Source organism: Burkholderia sp. LMU1-1-1.1 (genome assembly GCF_040675865.1).
Lineage (GTDB): Bacteria > Pseudomonadota > Gammaproteobacteria > Burkholderiales > Burkholderiaceae_D > Rugamonas.
In genome coordinates this window covers 79,342-97,598 of record NZ_JBEGHG010000011.1, presented here as the reverse complement: position 1 = coordinate 97,598, position 18,257 = coordinate 79,342, and the positions used below count along the sequence as shown (strand labels likewise).

18 protein-coding genes and 1 tRNA gene are annotated in these 18,257 nt (G+C 64.6%); 5 read left to right on the top strand and 14 right to left on the bottom strand.

Going from position 1 to position 18,257, the window contains the following annotated elements; translation table 11 throughout:
* From MRBLMU1_RS11515 to MRBLMU1_RS11505, 3 genes are all read left to right on the top strand, one after another.
* Positions 1–1,071, top strand: a complete 1,071-nt coding sequence (locus MRBLMU1_RS11515; RefSeq protein WP_363501215.1) for a sulfate/molybdate ABC transporter ATP-binding protein — start codon at positions 1–3, stop codon at positions 1,069–1,071.
* Positions 1,068–2,000 (top strand): CysB family HTH-type transcriptional regulator, encoded by a 933-nt coding sequence (locus MRBLMU1_RS11510; protein ID WP_363501212.1) that lies wholly within the window; start codon positions 1,068–1,070, stop codon positions 1,998–2,000. Before MRBLMU1_RS11515 ends, MRBLMU1_RS11510 begins: the two co-directional genes overlap by 4 nt.
* A 162-nt stretch (positions 2,001–2,162) precedes the next feature.
* A complete protein-coding gene (locus MRBLMU1_RS11505; protein ID WP_363501209.1) occupies positions 2,163–3,767 on the top strand; it encodes a methyl-accepting chemotaxis protein in 1,605 nt (534 codons plus the stop codon).
* Positions 3,768–3,771: 4 nt separating this feature from the next.
* On the opposite strand, the gene MRBLMU1_RS11500 is transcribed toward MRBLMU1_RS11505, so the two are convergent.
* The 6 genes from MRBLMU1_RS11500 to MRBLMU1_RS11475 all read right to left on the bottom strand — a co-directional run bounded on the left by MRBLMU1_RS11500 (position 3,772) and on the right by MRBLMU1_RS11475 (position 10,643).
* Positions 3,772–6,153, bottom strand: coding sequence for a TonB-dependent receptor plug domain-containing protein (locus MRBLMU1_RS11500; RefSeq protein ID WP_363501206.1), 2,382 nt, complete (start codon positions 6,151–6,153; stop codon positions 3,772–3,774).
* A gap of 212 nt (positions 6,154–6,365) precedes the next feature.
* A complete protein-coding gene (locus tag MRBLMU1_RS11495; protein ID WP_363501203.1) occupies positions 6,366–7,412 on the bottom strand; it encodes an aldo/keto reductase in 1,047 nt (348 codons plus the stop codon).
* A 9-nt stretch (positions 7,413–7,421) separates the two neighbouring features.
* Positions 7,422–8,462 (bottom strand): quinone-dependent dihydroorotate dehydrogenase, encoded by a 1,041-nt coding sequence (locus MRBLMU1_RS11490; RefSeq protein WP_363501200.1) that lies wholly within the window; start codon positions 8,460–8,462, stop codon positions 7,422–7,424.
* A gap of 54 nt (positions 8,463–8,516) precedes the next feature.
* A complete protein-coding gene (locus tag MRBLMU1_RS11485; protein ID WP_363501197.1) occupies positions 8,517–9,245 on the bottom strand; it encodes an arginyltransferase in 729 nt (242 codons plus the stop codon).
* 85 nt (positions 9,246–9,330) lie between these two features.
* Positions 9,331–10,059, bottom strand: coding sequence for a leucyl/phenylalanyl-tRNA--protein transferase (gene aat, locus MRBLMU1_RS11480; RefSeq protein WP_363501194.1), 729 nt, complete (start codon positions 10,057–10,059; stop codon positions 9,331–9,333).
* Positions 10,056–10,643, bottom strand: coding sequence for an NUDIX hydrolase (locus MRBLMU1_RS11475; RefSeq protein WP_363501191.1), 588 nt, complete (start codon positions 10,641–10,643; stop codon positions 10,056–10,058). Before MRBLMU1_RS11475 ends, aat begins: the two co-directional genes overlap by 4 nt.
* A gap of 174 nt (positions 10,644–10,817) precedes the next feature.
* Between MRBLMU1_RS11475 and MRBLMU1_RS11470 the strand changes: the two genes are divergently transcribed.
* Positions 10,818–10,894 (top strand) — tRNA-Met (locus MRBLMU1_RS11470).
* Between the two features lie 60 nt (positions 10,895–10,954).
* Here the strand turns inward: MRBLMU1_RS11470 and MRBLMU1_RS11465 are convergent.
* From MRBLMU1_RS11465 to MRBLMU1_RS11440, 6 genes are all read right to left on the bottom strand, one after another.
* Positions 10,955–11,395 carry a DUF29 domain-containing protein gene (locus MRBLMU1_RS11465; protein WP_363501188.1) on the bottom strand — a complete coding sequence of 147 codons (441 nt, stop codon included), beginning with the start codon at positions 11,393–11,395 and terminating at the stop codon, positions 10,955–10,957.
* Between the two features lie 69 nt (positions 11,396–11,464).
* Complete coding sequence (locus MRBLMU1_RS11460; protein WP_363501185.1) at positions 11,465–12,511, bottom strand: MerR family transcriptional regulator; 1,047 nt, start codon at positions 12,509–12,511, stop codon at positions 11,465–11,467.
* A 106-nt stretch (positions 12,512–12,617) separates the two neighbouring features.
* Positions 12,618–13,520: an acetyl-CoA carboxylase, carboxyltransferase subunit beta gene (gene accD / locus MRBLMU1_RS11455; RefSeq protein WP_363501182.1), complete on the bottom strand. Its 903-nt coding sequence runs from the start codon at positions 13,518–13,520 to the stop codon at positions 12,618–12,620.
* A gap of 57 nt (positions 13,521–13,577) precedes the next feature.
* Positions 13,578–14,495: a DNA-3-methyladenine glycosylase 2 gene (locus tag MRBLMU1_RS11450; RefSeq protein ID WP_363501179.1), complete on the bottom strand. Its 918-nt coding sequence runs from the start codon at positions 14,493–14,495 to the stop codon at positions 13,578–13,580.
* Positions 14,492–15,382, bottom strand: a complete 891-nt coding sequence (locus MRBLMU1_RS11445; protein WP_363501177.1) for a DMT family transporter — start codon at positions 15,380–15,382, stop codon at positions 14,492–14,494. Before MRBLMU1_RS11445 ends, MRBLMU1_RS11450 begins: the two co-directional genes overlap by 4 nt.
* A 151-nt stretch (positions 15,383–15,533) precedes the next feature.
* On the bottom strand, positions 15,534–16,556 hold the full coding sequence (locus tag MRBLMU1_RS11440) for an XdhC family protein (protein WP_363501174.1): 1,023 nt from the start codon (positions 16,554–16,556) through the stop codon (positions 15,534–15,536).
* Positions 16,557–16,599: 43 nt separating this feature from the next.
* Between MRBLMU1_RS11440 and MRBLMU1_RS11435 the strand changes: the two genes are divergently transcribed.
* On the top strand, positions 16,600–16,737 hold the full coding sequence (locus tag MRBLMU1_RS11435; protein WP_315218744.1) for a hypothetical protein: 138 nt from the start codon (positions 16,600–16,602) through the stop codon (positions 16,735–16,737).
* Between the two features lie 12 nt (positions 16,738–16,749).
* On the opposite strand, the gene MRBLMU1_RS11430 is transcribed toward MRBLMU1_RS11435, so the two are convergent.
* Together MRBLMU1_RS11430 and MRBLMU1_RS11425 are read right to left on the bottom strand one after the other, a co-directional pair.
* A complete protein-coding gene (locus MRBLMU1_RS11430) occupies positions 16,750–17,151 on the bottom strand; it encodes a surface-adhesin E family protein (RefSeq protein WP_363501170.1) in 402 nt (133 codons plus the stop codon).
* Between the two features lie 4 nt (positions 17,152–17,155).
* Positions 17,156–18,253, bottom strand: a complete 1,098-nt coding sequence (locus tag MRBLMU1_RS11425; protein ID WP_363501167.1) for a M48 family metalloprotease — start codon at positions 18,251–18,253, stop codon at positions 17,156–17,158.
* Positions 18,254–18,257: the final 4 nt, after the last annotated feature.

The following is an 18,257-nucleotide window of genomic DNA, read 5'->3' as shown; positions in this document are numbered from 1 at the left end:
ATGACGATCGAAGTCAAAAACATCAACAAGCGTTTCGGCGATTTCGTCGCCCTCAACAATGTCTCGCTGGACTTTCCGGCCGGCGAGCTGACCGCGCTGCTGGGACCGTCCGGCTGCGGCAAGACCACCTTGCTGCGCATTATCGCCGGCCTCGAGCATCCCGATTCGGGGCAGGTGCTGCTGGACTCCAACGACGCCTCGCACCGCCACGTGCGCGAGCGCCAGGTCGGTTTCGTGTTCCAGCACTACGCGCTGTTCAAGCACATGACGGTGTTCGAGAACGTCGCCTTCGGCCTGCGGGTGAAACCGCGCGCCGAGCGGCCGTCGGAAGACCAGATCCGCCGCAAGGTCAAGGAGCTGCTGGAGCTGGTGCAGCTGGACTGGCTGGCCGACCGCTATCCGCCGCAACTGTCGGGCGGGCAGCGCCAGCGGATCGCGCTGGCGCGCGCGCTGGCCGTCGAGCCGCGCGTGCTGCTGCTGGACGAGCCGTTCGGCGCGCTCGACGCCAAGGTGCGCAAGGAATTGCGCCGCTGGTTGCGCCGCCTGCATGACGACCTGCACGTGACGTCGATCTTCGTCACCCACGACCAGGAGGAGGCGCTGGAAGTGGCCGACCAGGTGGTGCTGATGAACAAGGGTAACGTCGAGCAGATCGGCGCGCCGGAGCAGGTCTACAACCATCCGGCCTCGCCGTTCGTCTACGGTTTCCTGGGCAACGTCAACATGTTCCACGGCCGCGTGCAGGATGGCGTGCTGGCCAGTGGCGGCGCCACCTTCCAGGTGCCGGGCCAGCCCGACGCCGACGGCAAGGGCACGGCCTATGTGCGTCCGCACGACCTGGACATCGAACGCTACACGCCGGGCGCCGAGGGCATCGTCGTCAAGCTGCGCCGCGCGCACGCGATCGGCCCGCTGGCGCAGCTGGACCTGGAGCGCGACGATACGTCCGAGCTGATCGAGGCGGTGATGTCGAATGAGCGTTTCAGCCTTCTGCAACTGAAGGAGGGTGAGACTTTGGTGGTGCGTCCTAAACGCCTGCATGTGTTTGTTGACGCTGGAGCTTCAATATGAATTTTCAACAACTGCGGTCGATCCGCGAAGCCGCCCGACGGGGCTACAATTTGACCGAAGTGGCCAATGCCTTGTTCACCTCGCAGCCTGGCGTGAGCCGCCAGATCCGCGAGCTGGAAGACGAACTGGGCGTGGTGATTTTCGAACGTAACGGCAAGCGCCTGACCGGCATGACCGAACCGGGCAAGGGCATCCTCAAGATCATCGACCGCCTGCTGATCGAGGCGGAGAATTTGCAGCAGGCCAGCCTCGAATACACGGGCCAGCAAAGCGGCACGCTCAGCGTCGCCGCCACGCACACGCAGGCGCGCTACGCGCTGCCGAAGGTGGTGCAGAGTTTCCGCAGCGCGTATCCGGACGTGCGCATCGCCTTGCAGCAGAGCGCGCCGGAGCACATCGCCGAATGGATTTTGTCGGGCAAGACCGATATCGGCATCGCCACCGAGGGCTTGTCGCAGTTCCCGGACCTGGTGTCCTTCCCATGCTACCGCTGGAGCCATTTGATCGTGGTGCCGGACGGCCACCCGCTGCTGGGGCGCTCGCCGATCCGGCTGGAGGATCTGGCCGAGTTCCCGTTGATCACCTACGACGTCGGCTTCACCGGACGCGGGCATATCGACGCGGCGTTCTCGCAGGCCGGCGTCAAGCCGGACATCGTGTTGACGGCGATGGATTCGGACGTCATCAAGCAGTATGTCGCGCTCGGCTTGGGCGTGGGCATCGTCGCCTCGATGGCCTTCGACCACGGCCGCGACAAGGGCATGCGCGCGGTCGAGGCGTCGCACCTGTTCGCACCGAACACGACGCGGCTGGCGGTGCGCAAGGGCGCCTATCTGCGCTCGTACGCCTACCACTTCATCCAGCAATTCGCGCCGGATCTGACGCGCGAGGAAATCGATGCGGCCTTGAACGGCGGGGATTTGTCGTAGCGCATGGCATTAGTGGCTATATGGCTGCCGCAGCAATGTGGTAGCCGGAAAACAGTCCAACAATATTTATTACTGGCACTCAAAAACCACCCTATACTAATTTTTCAATTGCTATTGCTGCATCCAGTTATTTAAACCTTCGGTTTTACTCTGGGAGTCAACATGGGAATCGGGAATTGGAAAATCGGCGTCCGCCTGGGCGCCGGTCTTGGGGTGGCGATCGTCTTCATGCTCGGCATCGCCATTGTCGGCATCGGCAATCTTGGCAAGCTCAACAACAACACCAAGGACTTGGCCACCGACAAGGTGCCCAAGGTCATACTGGCTTACGAAACAATAGGCGGTCTCAACGATATCGCGCGGGCGATGCGCAACGCCATGCTGTCCAAGGACCCGGCCGTGGTCAAGGCGGAACTGGAGCGCGTCGACAAGCGCAAGGTCGAAATTGGCGAGCGCCTCGAGCAACTGCGCGTGCTGATCGCCGACGATGACGACCCGCGCAGCGCCGCGAAGTTGCAGGCCGTGCTGGACGCGCGCGACAAGTATTCTGTCGTGCAAACCGAGTTCATCAAGATGTCGGCCGACGCCGAACAGCGCGACGCGTCCATCAATTACCTGCTGACCACGGTTCGCAAGGAACAGACCGCCTATCTCAATTCGCTGACCGAACTGGTCAAGTTCCAGAACGCGGCGGTGGAAGACGCCAGCACCGTCGCCGAGCAAGCCTATGCCAGTTCGCGCACCACGATGATCTTGCTGACGGTGCTCGCGGCCGGTATCGTGGCGTGGGTGCTGACCATCATCTCGCGCAGCATCACCTTGCCGTTGAACCGCGCGGTCGGCATGGCGCAGGCGGTGGCAGGCGGCGACCTGACCATGCGCATGGAATGCCATACGACCGACGAAACCGGCCAGTTGCTGCGCGCGCTGATCGACATGAACGACAGCCTGGCGCGCACGGTCGGCCAGGTGCGGTCCGGCACCGATACCATCGCCACCGCCTCCAACGAGATCGCCAGCGGCAACCTCGATCTGTCCAGCCGCACCGAGCAGCAGGCATCGAGCCTGGAGGAGACCGCGTCGTCGATGGAGGAATTGACGTCGACGGTGTCGCGGAACGCCGAGAACGCGCGCCAGGCGACCAAGCTGGTGGTGGCGGCGTCGGACTACGCCACCAAGGGCGGCAAGGTGGTCGGGCAGGTGGTCGACACGATGGGTGCGATCAAGGAAAGCTCGGGCAAGATCGTCGACATCATCGGCGTGATCGACGGTATCGCCTTCCAGACCAATATCCTGGCGCTGAACGCGGCGGTCGAGGCGGCGCGCGCGGGCGAGCAGGGCAGGGGCTTCGCGGTCGTGGCGTCGGAGGTGCGCAACCTGGCGCAGCGCTCGGCCGGCGCCGCCAAGGAAATCAAGGAGTTGATCGGGCGTTCGGTGGAAACGGTCGATGCCGGCGCCGTGCTGGTCGGCGAGGCCGGCGCGACGATGGCGGGCCTGGTGGAATCGGTCAAGCAGGTGGCCGAGATCATGAGCGCGATCAGCGCCGCCAGCAGCGAGCAGAGTAGTGGAATCGAGCAGGTCAACCAGGCCATCATCTCGATCGACGATGTGACGCAGCAGAACGCCGCGCTGGTGGAGCAGGCCGCCGCCGCCGCGCAGAGCCTGCGCGATCAGGCGGATTTGCTGGCGCAGGCCGTTAGCGTGTTCAAGCTGGCCGGGCCGGGGGGATTCGGCGTGGCGCAGCGCCAGACGCTGGCGCTGCGGTAAGGGACTACCAGCTGTAACCAGCCTTGGCGTAATAATACCGGCCATTAAACCCGTTCGGCGCCCAGCCGCTGTACAGGTTGATGCCGTTGAGGTTGAGGTTGGCCACCGACGTGATCGTGTCCGGATACTTGTCGGTCACGTTGTCCACGCCCAGGCTCAGGCGCCAGTTCTTGCTCAGCTTGACGCTGGCCGACAGGTCCAGCACCCACTGCGGATCGTATACCTGATCCTGCGCCGGGTTATTCTGCGGCACCGTGAAGCTGCCGTAGCGCGTCACCACGCCGCGCGCGTTCCAGGCCCCCAGGGTGTAGTCGGTCGCCAGGCTGAACTTGTCCTTCGGCGAACCGACCGTCAGGCGGTTGATGGTCTGGCGGTCGATCAGGGTCAGGCCGTTAGCGGTCAGGATGGCCGGATTGTCGTTGACGTGCTGCACCGAGCTCTTGTTGCGGTTGTACGCCAAGGTGAAGTCGTAGCGGCCGGCGCTGGCCAAATCCCAACGGTAGGTGCTGACCACGTCGACGCCGGTGGTGCGGGTGTCGATGGCGTTGGTGAAGTAGCGCGCCGCGCCGACCAGCAGACCCTGGTTGGCCAGCGTATTGCGCAAGGTCGGCGACAAGGTCATGCTGGTCGACAGCGCGATGCGGTCGTCGATGTCGATGCGGTAGGCGTCGACGCTGGCGCTCCAGTTGCGGGTCGGCTGCACTTGCAGGCCGACGCTGTAATTGCGGGCTTTCTCGGCCTTCAGCTGCTGCGCGCCGAGCGCGTCGGCGGCGGCGCTGCCGACGGCGAAGGTGCCCGTTTCGATCGGCGTGTTCTGGCCGTTGATGACCGAGAAGTTGGTGGTCGTGATCGTGTAGAACTGCTGCGCCAGCGATGGCGCGCGGAAGCCCGACGAGGCCGTGGCGCGCAGCGACACCAGCGGATTGAACGCGTAGCGTGCCGAGCCCTTGACCGACGTGGTGTTGCCGAAGTCGCTGTAGCGCTCGTGGCGCACGGCGGCCGAAGCCGAGAACTGCTTGGTGATGTCGGCCTCGAAGTTGGCGTAGATCGACTTGTTGTGACGGCTGTTGCTGCCGGCGTTGACCGGACGGAAGCCGGAGAAGCCCTGCGCGCCCGAGCCGCTGTAGGACGCCACGTCGCCGGCGCCGATTTCATATTCCTCGTGGCGCGCTTCGACGCCCAGCGCCACCGTCAGCGGACCGCTGAAGGCGGCTACCGGGAACTCCTTGGCGATGTCGAAGTTGAACAGTCCTTGCGTGTTGTGCAGCAGTCCGGCGTAGAAGTGGGTCGGGCTGTTCGCGCCCAGGTCCAGGTTGGCGGTGTCGTCGAGATTGAGCCGGAACTTGTTGCTGCCGTAGTTCAGGCTGGCGTCCCAGCGCCAGCCGGACAGCTCGCCGCGCAGGCCGGTCACCAGCGACTGGTCGGTCGAGGTGCTGTTCTGCAGCGGCAGGAAGCCCTCCGGATACAACGGCGAGCGCAGCGGCGCGTTGGCCGCCGTGCTGGCGTACGCGGTGCGCCAGGTGGCGGCGGCCGAGGTCTTGCGCTCGCCGAAGTTGGCGAAGGCGTACCAGTCGATATCGTCGGTGACGCGGTACTGGCTGTTGACGAAGATGCTGCGCGGATGGCTTTCCGGATCGCCGTAACGCTGGCTCACTTCGCCGTAACGCGGCTCGCGCGGATTGCGCAGGTCGGCGCCCGCGCGGTTGGTGGGATCGCGCTCGGCGGCCTCGATGGCCACGCGCACCCAGCCCTGGTCGCCCAGGCTGAAGCCGGTCGAGCCGCGCAGGGTGCGCTGCCGGCCGTCGCCTTCCTTGTACTCGCCGTAGCCGACTTCGATGTCGCCGCCGGACGCGCCTTTTTTGAGGATGATGTTGATCACGCCGGCGATCGCGTCGGAGCCGTACTGGGCGGCCGCGCCGTCGCGCAGCACCTCGATGCGTTCGATCGCCGCCAGCGGGATCGCGTTCAGGTCGACCGGCGCCGAGCCGCGTCCCTGGGTGCCGTTGACGTTGACCACGGCCGAGGTGTAGCGGCGCTTGCCGTTGACCAGCACCAGGGTCTGATCGGGCGACAGGCCGCGCAACTGGGCCGGACGCACGGCGTCGCTGGTGTCGGCGCCGGACGGGCGCGGGAAGTTCATCGACGGCACCAGGCGGCCGAGCACGGTGGCCAGTTCGGTCGAGCCGCTGGCCTGCAATTCGCGCGCGCTGATGATGTCGACGGGCGACTCGGAATCGATGGTGCGGCGGTTCTTGGCGTAGGTGCCGGTGACGACCACCGACTGCAGCTCGCCGTCGGCGGGCGCGTCCTGGGCGAAGGCGGGAATGACGATGGTGGCGATCAGCGTGCTCAGCAAAAGCGGTGTGGCGGTGTGGCGTGTGGTCATGTGGCGGTCTCGTGTGCGAAAGTGGTGGCACAGGATAGCAGCCGCACAATTGAATACCAACGAACGATTGCGTCTAAAGATATACCCGCACTCCGGGGTCAGGTCCACCATTTCTACACGGGCTGATCTGTCATGCGTTGTCGGCGGCGCGTGCATGGCCGATTACGGCGTGCCGCCTAATCCGCCCTACGTGGTTTAGATGTAATCGCGCGTCACTGGCCGGGATTGGGCAGGGTCGCGTGGATCGCGTCCACCTGCGCGATGATGTCCGGCGTGAGCGTGACGTCGTAGGCGTCGATGTTTTCCTTCAGCTGCGCCAGGCTGGTCGCGCCGATGATGGTCGAGGCCACGCACCAGCGGCCGTAGCACCATGCCAGCGTCAGTTGCGTCGGCGTCAGGCCGTTGTCGCGCGCGAGCTCGGTGTATTGCGCCACCGCCGCCAGCACCGTCGGCCGCAGGTAGCGCGGACTCCACGTCGGCGGGAAGATCGTCAGCCGCCCGTGCGCGTTCGGGTCGTCGTGGTATTTGCCCGTCAATTGGCCGAAGGCCAACGGGCTGTACGCCAGCAGGCCGACGTTTTCGCGGAAGCAGGTCTCGTCGAGAAAACTGGTTTCGTAGTGGCGCGCCGTCAGGTTGTACAGGTTCTGGATGGAGGCGATGCGTGGCAAGCCCTTCATCTCCGATTGCTTGATGAATTCACTCACGCCCCAGCACGATTCGTTGGAGACGCCGATCGCGCCGATCTTGCCTTCCTTGATCAGCTCGGCCAGCGCGGCCAGGGTTTCCTCGACGGCCACGCATTCGCGCTCGAGCTGCGGATTGAAGACGCTGGCGCCGAAAATCGGCACGTTGCGGCTGGGCCAGTGCAATTGGTACAAGTCGATGTGGTCGGTCTGCAGGCGTTGCAGGCTGGTGTCGACCGCCGCGCGCAGGTTGGCGGCGTCGAAGTTCTGCTTGCCGCCGCGTACCCAGCCGATGTTGGGATTCGGTCCGGCGGCCTTGGTCGCCAGCACCACCTTGTCGCGCTTGCCCGATTTCTTCAGCCAGGTGCCGATGAAGCGTTCGGTCGCGCCCTGCGTTTCGGCGCGCGGCATGACCGGGTACATCTCGGCGGTGTCGATGAAGTTGATGCCGCGCTCGAGCGCGTAGTCGAGCTGGCTGTGCGCGTCCGCCTCGGTGTTTTGCTCGCCGAACGTCATCGTCCCCAGGCAAATCTTTGTGACCTTCAGATCGCTGGAACCAAGTTGTACCTTCCGCATGCCCGCTCCTTAATGTCCGCGCACGGCCTGCGCGCAATCGTTGACCAGTGCCGGGCCCGCGTAGATCAGGCCGCTATACAACTGCACCAGTCGCGCGCCGCAGTCCATTTTGACCTTGGCGTCCGCACCGCGCATGATACCGCCAACGCCGATAATCGGCAGGGCGTCGCCCAGTTCGGCCTTGAGCAGGCGGATCACGGTGTTGGACAACTCGAACACCGGCGCGCCCGACAGTCCGCCCGCCTCGGCGCCGTGGCGCATGCCGGCCACGGCGTCGCGGCTCAGCGTGGTGTTGGTGGCGATGACGCCGTCGATCTTGTGGCGCAGCAGCGCGTCGGCGATGTTCTTGACTTGGTCCGCGTCCATGTCCGGTGCGATTTTCAGGGCCAGCGGCACGTAGCGCTTGTGCTGGTCGGCCAGGCGCGCCTGCGCGTCCTTCAACTGCGCCAGCAGGCCGTCGAGCTCGGAGCCGCCTTGCAACTGGCGCAGGTTCTTGGTGTTGGGGGACGAGATGTTGACCGTCACATAGCTGGCGTAGGGATAGACTTTTTCCAGGCAGTGCAGGTAGTCGTCGGCCGCGCGCTCGATCGGCGTGTCGGCGTTCTTGCCGATGTTTAGGCCCAGCACGCCGGCCTTGTCCTGGTAGAAGCGCGACGACTGCACGTTGGCGACAAAGGCGTCGACGCCGCCGTTGTTAAAGCCCATGCGGTTGATGATCGCGTGCGCGGCCGGCAGGCGGAACATGCGCGGCTTCGGATTGCCCGGCTGGCCGCGCGGCGTGACGGTGCCCACCTCGATCGAGCCGAAGCCCAGGTCCGCCAGCGCGTCGATGAACGCGCCGTCCTTGTCCAGCCCGGCGGCGAGGCCGACCGGATTCTTGAACGTGATACCCATCACGGTGCGCGGGTCGGCCGCCGGTTGCCTGACCAGCTTGGTCAGGCCCAGCGCGGCGGCGCGTTTGAGCGCGGGAAGGGTGAAGTGGTGCGCGGCTTCGGCGTCCATCGAGAACAGCATCGGACGGGCCAGGGAGTACAGGAATTTTTCGGACATGAGGGGGCTCTGGTTGTTGGCCCCGGTATTTTATCAGCGTTTGATCGGCGCAAATCAGGCCTCCAGTACGCTCCACACGCCCTTGATGCGCGCCTCCAGCGGTTTGAAGTTGGTTTTATAGGACATTTTCGGGCTTTCCCTGATCCAGTAGCCCAGGTAGATGTAGGGCAGGCTCAGCTCGCGTGCCTGGGCGATCTGCCACAGCACGTTGAAGGTGCCGTAGGAGGCGCCCTCGACATCGGGATCGAAGAAGGTGTACACCGACGACAAGCCGTCCGACAGCACGTCGATGATGCTGACCATGCGCAGGGTGCCGCCGGGCTCGCGGAACTCCACCAGCCGCGTGTTGACGCGGCTTTGCAGCAGGAATTGCGCGTACTGGTCGCGGCTGTCCTGGTCCATGCCGCCGCCGGCGTGGCGCTTGCTCTGGTAGCGCAGGTACAGTTCGTAGTGCTCGTCGGAGAATTGCAGGGTGGCGACGCCGGCGCGCAGGTCGGCGTGCCGGGCCCAGGCGCGGCGTTGGCCGCGGTTCGGGGCGAACTGGTCGACCACCACGCGCACCGGGATGCAGGCCTGGCAACCGTCGCAATATGGTCGATATGTAAAGATGCCGCTGCGCCGGAAGCCGTTCTTGACGAGTTCCGAGTAGACGTCGGCGTTGATCAGGTGGGAAGGCGTAGCCACCTGCGAGCGCGCCTGGCGCGCGTCCAGATAGCTGCAAGGGTAGGGCGCCGTCGTGTAAAACTGCAGCGTCGCGAAAGGCAGATCGTTCAGGTGCGTCATGCACGTCCTATCGATGGCGAGATTCTGATCCTGTTCCAGTCCTGATGATAGCGCTTGTTCGGCCGGGGCGCTTGTCACCTTTAGCTTAACTGTCCGGGGCCAGCGGTGCAATGGGTTCCCACACGGTGATTTGCGGCAATTCAATATTGTTGCGCAGATGCGCCAGGAATTGCGCGCGCGGAATCGGCGCCGCGCCCAGCGAGGCCAGGTGCCCGGTCTCCTGTTGGCAATCGATCATCTTGACGCCTTGCCGGCGCAGGAAGCCCACCAGGTAGGCCAGCGCGATCTTGGAACCGTCGGTCACGCGCGCGAACATCGACTCGCCGTAGAACATGCGGCCGATCGAGACGCCGTAGGCGCCACCGACCAACTCGCCGTCCAGCCACACCTCGGCCGAATGCGCGTAGCCGAGCCGGTGCAGCCCGGTGTAGCCGTCGATGATGTCCTCCGAGATCCACGTGCCGGGACCGTCCCGGCGCGGCGCCGCGCAGGCGCGCATGACGTCCTCGAAGGCGCTGTCGAAGCGCACCTGCCAGCGCCCGCCGGCCGCCATTTCGCGGGCGACCTTGCGCAGCGTCTTCTTCAGGCTGTCGGAGATGCGGAAGCGCTCGGTCATCAGCACCATGCGCGGATCGGTGCTCCACCACAGGATGGGCTGGCCTTCCGAGAACCACGGGAAAATGCCGTGCCGGTAGGCCATCAGCAGGCGCTGCGGCGACAGGTCGGCGCCGGCGGCCAGCAGGCCGGGCGCCTCCGACGTCAGCGCCTGCGAGACGTCGGGAAACGGCGTGTCGCGTTCGAGCCAGGGGATCACGTCGGTTCCGCGTCCGAGCGCATCGCGCGCGTGATGTCCTGGGCGTGGAAGCCGTAGCCGCCGCTTTTGTCTTCCCGCATGCGCGCCCGGTCGGCGAAGAACAGTTCCAGCGTCGTGCGGATGGTGGGGAAGGCCAGGTCGTCCCACGGGATCTCCGCCTCGCTGAACATGCGCACGTCCAGGCTTTCCTCGCCGGGCGCGAAGTCGAGGTCGAGCAGGGTGGCCAGGTAGAACATATGGACCTGGTGCACGCGCGAGACGTTTAGCAAGGAAAACAGTTTACCCAGTTCGATGTGGGCGCCGGCTTCCTCTTGCGTCTCGCGCATCGCCGCCTCGGCCGTGGTTTCATCGTTTTCCATGAAGCCGGCCGGCAAGGTCCAGTAGCCGTGGCGCGGTTCGATCGCGCGCTTGCACAGCAGGACTTTCAACTCGCCGTCGCGTTCCCATACGGGGATCGTGCCCAACACCATTTTCGGGTTCTGGTAATGGATGGTGGAACAGCTTTCGCAGACGTAGCGGGGACGGTTGTCGCCGGCTGGTATCAGCAGGCTGACGGGGGAGGCGCATTCGGAACAGAATTTCATAGGGGAAGGTGCTCAGGGGCGGATATTTTTGTTCATATTAGTTACTTTACACCGATTGCGCCACGCACGGGATTGGCTACGGCGGCAAGGGAATGCATTTATTTGGACTATCACGCGCGATTTCAGGATTAACATTGCCTAAATTGCTGAACTGCCCTATAATGATTGCACAGACGCGGGGTGGAGCAGTCTGGCAGCTCGTCGGGCTCATAACCCGAAGGTCACAGGTTCAAATCCTGTCCCCGCAACCAAATTCGAAAGCCGTTGATTCTTTTACAGGGATCAGCGGCTTTTTCTTTTGTGCCGTGGTTTTATGGCAGGTAGTCGGGGTCGAGCAGTTGATCCTTGGTGAACGGCCTCTTAGTGGGGAAGGCCGACTTAGGCAGGCGCGTTTCGTCTGCCGCAAGGGCCACGGCTCTTACGTAGTTTCGCGTTGCGTAATTGTCCAGCAGCGGTTTCAGACTGGGCATTTCTTCCATGAGATCGGCGATGCTATAGCGTTGCTCCCTGATCGAACGCAGCCAACTGCCTGAAATGTGGTCCGGTTGTACTTTCCATTTCAGCAGATGCATCATTAATTGCACGATGCGGTTTCTGAACTCGTGCCTTTCCTTGCTACCCATGCTCTCGAGCTCCTCGATCAAATGTTCAAGGTCCAGTCGTTCGAATTGCTTGGCGCGCAGTAGCTCGGCCTGGCTTTGCAGCCAGACGAGAAAGTCCGTGTCGTAATCGGTTTTGATGTGATCGTCCATGGGGCACCTCCGCCAGCGTAATGCGGTCGTCGGAGCTTTACTTTACGCCCGCTCAAAGGGGCGGGCAAGTCAGGCCTGCGGCAACGTGGCGCAGGATGTGCGGATGAAATCGAGCATGGCCGGCGTGACCCAGGTTCCGACGAGCAGTCGTGGTTCACGCGTGTGGGCGTGGCGGATTTTTTCCAGCGTCGCCGGATTGTCGCCGATGCGGGCGCTGAATAATGTCATCCATTCGCGGGCCAGCGCTTGCGATGCCGGATCGGCGGGATCGGCGCCGGCTTCGAGTTGCCGGTGGACCGCCGCGATCAGCGCCATCCACTCGGCGCCATGCTGACTGGCGCCGACGCGCATGCGTTGTAACTCGTCTTTGTCGAGATAGCCGGCGTACAGCGCCAGCTTGTGTTCACCGAACGCTTCGATCACGTATTGCTTCAGTTGCGGCGTGATCCCCGTGTGCAGTTGCGCGGCCGGTTCCATCTCCATCATGACGGTGATGCGGCGCGCGAAGTCTGGATTGGCGGCGGTGTCGCGTTCGAGCATCTGCATCCAGCGCTCGGCCAGTTGGCGCGGTTCGTCGCCGGCGGGTGGGACGCCTTGCCGCATCAGGTCCTGTATCTGCGCGACCAGCGCGGCCCAGCCGCTGTTGCGGCGCGCGTCCTGCTGCCAGAAGGGTAGGCGGTGCAATTCGTCCTTCGTGAAGTATTTGTCGTAGAGGTGCATCAGCTCCAGCGTGGACAGCCAGTCGGCCAGTTCCGGCTCGCCGCCGCCGGCCATCTGCCGGTGCAGGTGCGAGAGTTGTTCGCGCAGCGCGCTCGCCTGCGCGATCTGCTGGTCGAGGGTGGCGATCTGCTGCGCGACGACGTCGGCGAACGGCGCGTCGGGGCTGGCGAGGAAGGTGCCGATGTCCGCCAGCGACATGCCGAAGCGGCGTAGCGCCTGGATCTGGTGCAGCCGGGCCACGTCGGCGCGGTTGTAGAGGCGATAGCCGGAGTCGGTGTGCGCCGATGGCGTCAGCAGGCCGATGCTGTCGTAGTGGTGCAGCGCGCGCACCGTCAGCCCGGAGCGCGCGGCCAGCTCGCCGATTTTCAGCACGGCGTGATTGCGATGTTCTTTCATGCGCGATAGTGTACGCGAGGTCGGAGTGGCACGCAGGGCGGATTAGGCGGGACGCCGTAATCCGCCATGAGCCGCCGACGGCGCATGCATGGCGGATTACGCTCCGCTAATCCGCCCTACGTGATTCCGATGTGTTTTTGGCGATGGCGTCCTTCGGTAGCTTGAGCAGCAAGGCCAGTAGCGATGCCAGTTCGGCGCGCATGTCGCGGCGGTCGACGATCATGTCGATGGCGCCGCGTTCGAGCAGGAACTCCGGACGCTGGTAGCCTTCCGGCAGCGTCACCCCCAAGGTGCTTTTGATGACGCGCGCGCCGGTAAAGGCGATCAGCGCCTTCGGTTCGGCGATCACCAGGTCGCCCAGGAAGCAGAACGAGGCCGATATGCCGCCCGAGGTGGGGTCGGTCAGCACCGAGACGAAGGGCAGTTTCTTCTCCGCCAGCTTGGCCAGCATTGCGGTGGTTTTCGCCATCTGCATCAACGACAGCAGGCCTTCCTGCATGCGCGCGCCGCCGCTGGCGGTGACGCAGATGAAGGGCACATGTTGGTCGATGGCGGCCTGCACGCCTCGCACGAAACGCTCTCCGACCACCGATCCCATCGAGCCGCCCATGAAGTCGAATTCGAAGCACGCCACCACCACGGGCACCGACAAGATCGCGCCGGCTATGACGATGATCGCGTCGGTCTCGCCGGTGGCGTCCATCGCCGCTTGCAGACGCGCCGGATAGCTCTTGCTACCTTTGAACTTGAGCGTATCGACGGGCAGCACTTCCTGGCCGATCTCATGACGGCCGCCAGCGTCGAGCAGGGCGTCGAGACGGGCGCGGGCACGGATACGCAGATGGTGGCTGCATTTGGGGCAGACGTGCAGATTGGCTTCGAGGTCGGCCCGGTACAGCACCGCCTCGCATGCCGGACACTTGGCCCACACGCCGGCCGGTATCGATTGGCGCGGTTCGGCGCCGTTGCGGTTGAAACGGGGCGGTAGCAGTTTTTCGATCCAGCTCATGGCATCCTTGATTGTGTCGGAGATGCCGGAATCGTAAAGCCTGACGTTACGTCAGGATCAAGCGGAATCTTTGCCGTCGCCGCTCGGGTGCAGGCTGGCCCAAAGATGGGCGGCGGCCATTGTGCGGTGGGGCGCGTAGCGGGCCAGGATTTGTTCGGTGCGCGGCATGTCGGGTTTGACGTCCTCGCCCAGCAGCTGTTGCAGCGCCGCGCGGATGGCGACGTCGCCGTGCAGCGAGCAGTCGGCGTAGCCGTAGCCGCGCAGCAGGCCGTAGTTGACCGTCCACGGGCCGATACCTTTGACTGCCAGCAGTGCCGCCGAGATCTGTTCGATGCTGTTGGCGGGCGTGACGTCCAGTCGCAGTTCGCCGCTGGCGACCAAATTGGCCAGCCGCAGCAGGGTCTCCGCTTTGGCACGCGAGAATTTGCGGCTGGTCAGATCGTCGATACTCAGCTTTACCGCGTCGGCCGCCTCGGGGTAGCACCACAAGCCGCTGCTGTGTTGGCGGCCGGCCTGCAGGATGAAGGTGCGGCGCAATGAGATGGCGAACGACAGGTTGATTTGCTGGCCGATGATGGCCCAGGTCAGCGCTTCAAACACGGTGGCCGATTGCACGATGCGCAGGCCCGGCTGCGCCACGGTCAGGGGGCCGAACATGGCGTCCTTGGCGGCGAAGGCGCAGAACGGCTCCGGATCGATGCGCAGACCGAGGATGCTGAGCGCCGCTTCGCGCACGCGCTGTTGCGAAGCTTTGGATAGCTTGCCGCCGGCGTGCACCGTGCAGCTGGCGCTGGTGGGCGCCAGCGCGCTATCGATTACCACCGCGAGCACCACCGGCACGCCGTCCACCACTATTCCTTTGCGCAGGCGCGTGTCGCCGACTTCTTCGGCGACGCTTTCGGTATCGCGGCTGTGGAAGGCCAGTACGTCGTGCAGGCGGTAGTTGGCCGGCAGCTCGAGCACGAAGCTTTTCATACGGGTTTGGTTTTGCGCAGCGCGCCGAAGTTGGGACGGAAGCCGGTGACCAGCGCGGTGCCCGCGATGACGATGGCGGCGCCGACGATGGTGTACCAGCCGACCGTCTCGCCGAGGAATAGCGTGCCCCACAAAATGCCGAACAAGGGGCTGAGGAAGGTCACCGTCAGCGCCGACGACGGGCCGACATCCTGGATCAGGCGGAAGTAGATCAGGTAGGCGACGCCGCTGCACAGCACACCCAGCGCGATCACGGCGCCCATGATGCCGATGGTCGGCTCGCCGGGTGCCGGGAAGAACGGCACCACCGGCAGCACCAGCAGCGTGGAGGCCCACATCGAGCCATGCGCGTTGGACAGGGGTTCGACGTCCTTGACCGATTTGGCGTAGTTGCTGGCGATGCCGTAGTTGAAGGATGCGAACAGCACGGCGGCGATCGCGAGGCCGGCGCCGGGTTTGGTGCTGACATGGTCGAAGCCGACCAGCAGCGCGACGCCGCAGGCGCCCAGCAGGAGGCCGAGCATGATTTTGCCGCTGACCATCTGGCGGGTGAGGGCGGCGGCGATCAGGGTGCCCCACAGCGGCGTGGTGGCGTTGAGCACCGCCAGCAGGGAGGCCGATAGCGTGCGCGCGGCGAAGGCGAACATCAGGAACGGCAGCGCGGAGTTGAACAGGCCGAGGATGAAGTAGTGTTTCCAGTGCTTGCGTAGGTTGAGCGGTTTTTTCAGCACCACTGCGATCACCGCCAGGAAGAGGGAGGCGAATAGCACGCGGTATTCGATCAGGACGGCCGCGCCCAGCACCGGGGCGGCGATCCGCATGAACAGGAAGGAGCCGCCCCAGATGGCGGCCAGGAAGATCAGGCGGAGGAGGTTGGCGGTGCTCATGGAATTTAGGTTCGCTATTTTGGTTTCGTAGGGCGGTTTAGCGCGCAGCGCGTAATCGGCCATGAGCCGCCGATGACGCATGCATGGCCGATTACGCTACGCTAATCCGCCCACGTGGTTCCGTCTTTCCGCTTCTTGCTTTCGAACTGATTTACACCGCGCCGCTGTCGACCGCGCAGACGGTGTCGCCCGGCGCCACCGGCGAGGCGGCGTGCGGGATCAGCATCGTCGTCGGTACGCCGTTTTTGATCGCCGTCAGCTCCGCCAGGATCGAGATGGCGATCTCCGACGGCGTTTTGCTGCCGATGTACAACCCTATCGGCCCGTGCAGGCGCGCCAGCTGCTCCGGCGTCAGGTCGAATTCCAGCAGCCGCTCGCGGCGCTTGCTGTTGTTCAGGCGCGAGCCGATCGCGCCGACATAGAACGCGTCCGATTTCAACGCCTCCATCAGCGCCAGATCGTCGAGCTTGGGATCGTGCGTCAGCGCCACCACGGCGCTGCGGTGGTCCAGCTTCATCGACAGGACGATATCGTCCGGCATATCGTGCACCAGTTGCACGCCGTCGACCTGCCAGCCGGCGCGGTATTCCTCGCGCGGGTCGCAGACGATGACGTGGTAGTCCATCGCGGTGGCGATTTGCGCCAGGAAGCGCGAGAGTTGGCCGGCGCCGATGATCAGCAGGCGCCAGCGCGGTCCGTGCAGCGTGACCATGGCGCGCTCGCTCACCTGCATCTGCGCGCCGGGCGCCGCTTGCGACAGCTCGACGTCGCCGGTCTGCAGATCGAGCCGGCGCTGCACCAGTTCGTGCCGTTCCAGCCGCTCCAGCAGTTCGGCGACGCGGCTGCGCTCCGACAGCGGTTCGATCGACAGTTCGATGGTGCCGCCACAGGGCAGGCCGAAACGGTGCGCCTCGTCGGCGGTGATGCCATAGCTGACGATTTCGGGCAAAGTGCGGCTGATGCCTTCGTCGCGCACGCGCGCGATCAGGTCATCCTCGATGCAGCCGCCCGAGACGGAGCCGATTACCGTGCCATCTTCGCAGATGGCCAGGGTGGCGCCGACCGGACGGGGACTCGAGCCCCAGGTCTTGATGACGGTGATAAGTTCGCAGCGGCGCCCGGAGGCGATCCACGCGGCGCTGGTTTTGAGTACTTCGAGATCGATACTGTCCATGGATGGAATATACTACGGCTCTACAAAGCTTGCAGGAACTGCCATGACCGACCACAAGGAAGACGACGGCTCACCCAAATTCGGCCGCCTGCTGATCGTGCTGATTATCGCCGTGGTGTTCTGCGGCGGCCTGACCTGGCTGATGGGCACCGTGTTCCCGGATTTCCCGAACATCCGCTAAACATCTTCGACGTTAGCGCTTGCACACCCTCGCCAGCGCCTTTTCGAATGGACTGCCCGGCGCCACTTCCTCGGGGCTGAATTTTTCGTAGATATAGTTCTCGACCGGTTCGCCCCTGCCCATCGTCTCGGGATAGAACACCTGCGACAGCATCACCGCCGTGCGGTCCTCGCAGGAATACAGGTGTTGCGCCTTGACCGAGCGGTAAGGCTTGCCCTCGGGCGTCTGCTGCGGCTTGGCGTAGGAGTGCATCGACCACGCCTTGCGGGTCTTGTCTTTTTTGACGACGCTGGTGCTATCGATGTAGAAGACGTTGCCCGGCGCCGCGCTGACTTTGCGCCATTGCGCCGCCTGGACCGCGCCCGAGACAGCCATCGACATCAGCAGGGCCGCCATCAGTGCCGGTTTTTTCATGGGGTCACGGCACCAGCGGCTTCTTGGCCGCCTGCTTGCCCTTGATTTCGGCGACGGTCTTGTCGATCGCGGCCAGCCTGTAGTTGATGCCGGGGTGGTTGGCGGTATAACCGTTCAGCACCGAGGCCGGATACTGGTTGGCCAGCCGCTGCCAGAAGGCGCGCGCCTGCGCCGTGCTGTAGCCGGCCCGCGCGACCATGTACAGCGACAGCGAATCGGCCGCCGCGTCGAGTTCCTGCGGCATCGGCTTGATGCCGGCGCTGCCGATCAGCATCGACAGGTCCGGCCGCACCGCGACCAGATTGTCGATGATGCTGCCGACCGTGTAGGCCGACCGCGTCTTGGCGGCGTGGCCCAGCACATTGTGCGCGATGTCCTTGGCCAGCACATAGGCGATGGCCTCGTCGGTTTGCGCGAAGTTGACCATGCCGCGCGTGATCATCACGCGCTGGCCGTCCGAGTAGGCGTTGATGTTGTCGGAATTGCCGATGTCGATCTTGAAGGCGCAGGCGCGCGTGACCGGCACCTTGAGCGCCTGGTTGCTGCCATTGCGTTCGACGATCAGGTTGAGCGTCTGGTTGTTGGCCACCAGCGGCCCGAGAACCCCGGCCGCCTCGGTCTCGGCGTGTTGGCCGGTGGGCAGGCTTTTGCCTTCGGCCGCGAGCAGCACGTCGCCCTTGCGCAGGCCCACGCGCGCGGCGCCGCTGCCCGTCAGCACGCTGGCCACTTCCAGGCGGTCGCCGTAATTCAGCACCGCCTGCGCGGCGTCGACGAACTCGCCGGAGTACGAGTATTTGTTCTTGGCGGTGAAGCCGAGCAGGTTGCGGGCCTGGTTGCGGCACAGGTCCGCGTTGTTGATCAGCAGCGGACCGGCGATGCGGTACAGGCGGTCCTGCAGCGCGACCATCTGCCCCAGCGCTTGGCGCGCGGCGGCCATTTTGGCGGTGACCACCGGCGCGCCTTCATCGACGGTGCGCGCGACCGCCGGCCCCTGTTCTGGTTCGGCCGTCCTGGAGGTGAGGGTCGAACAGGCCGACAGCATCATCGCCATGGCCAGCAGGGATATAGTGGCGAATTTCTTCGAGTTGTTTTGCAGGACCATCCCT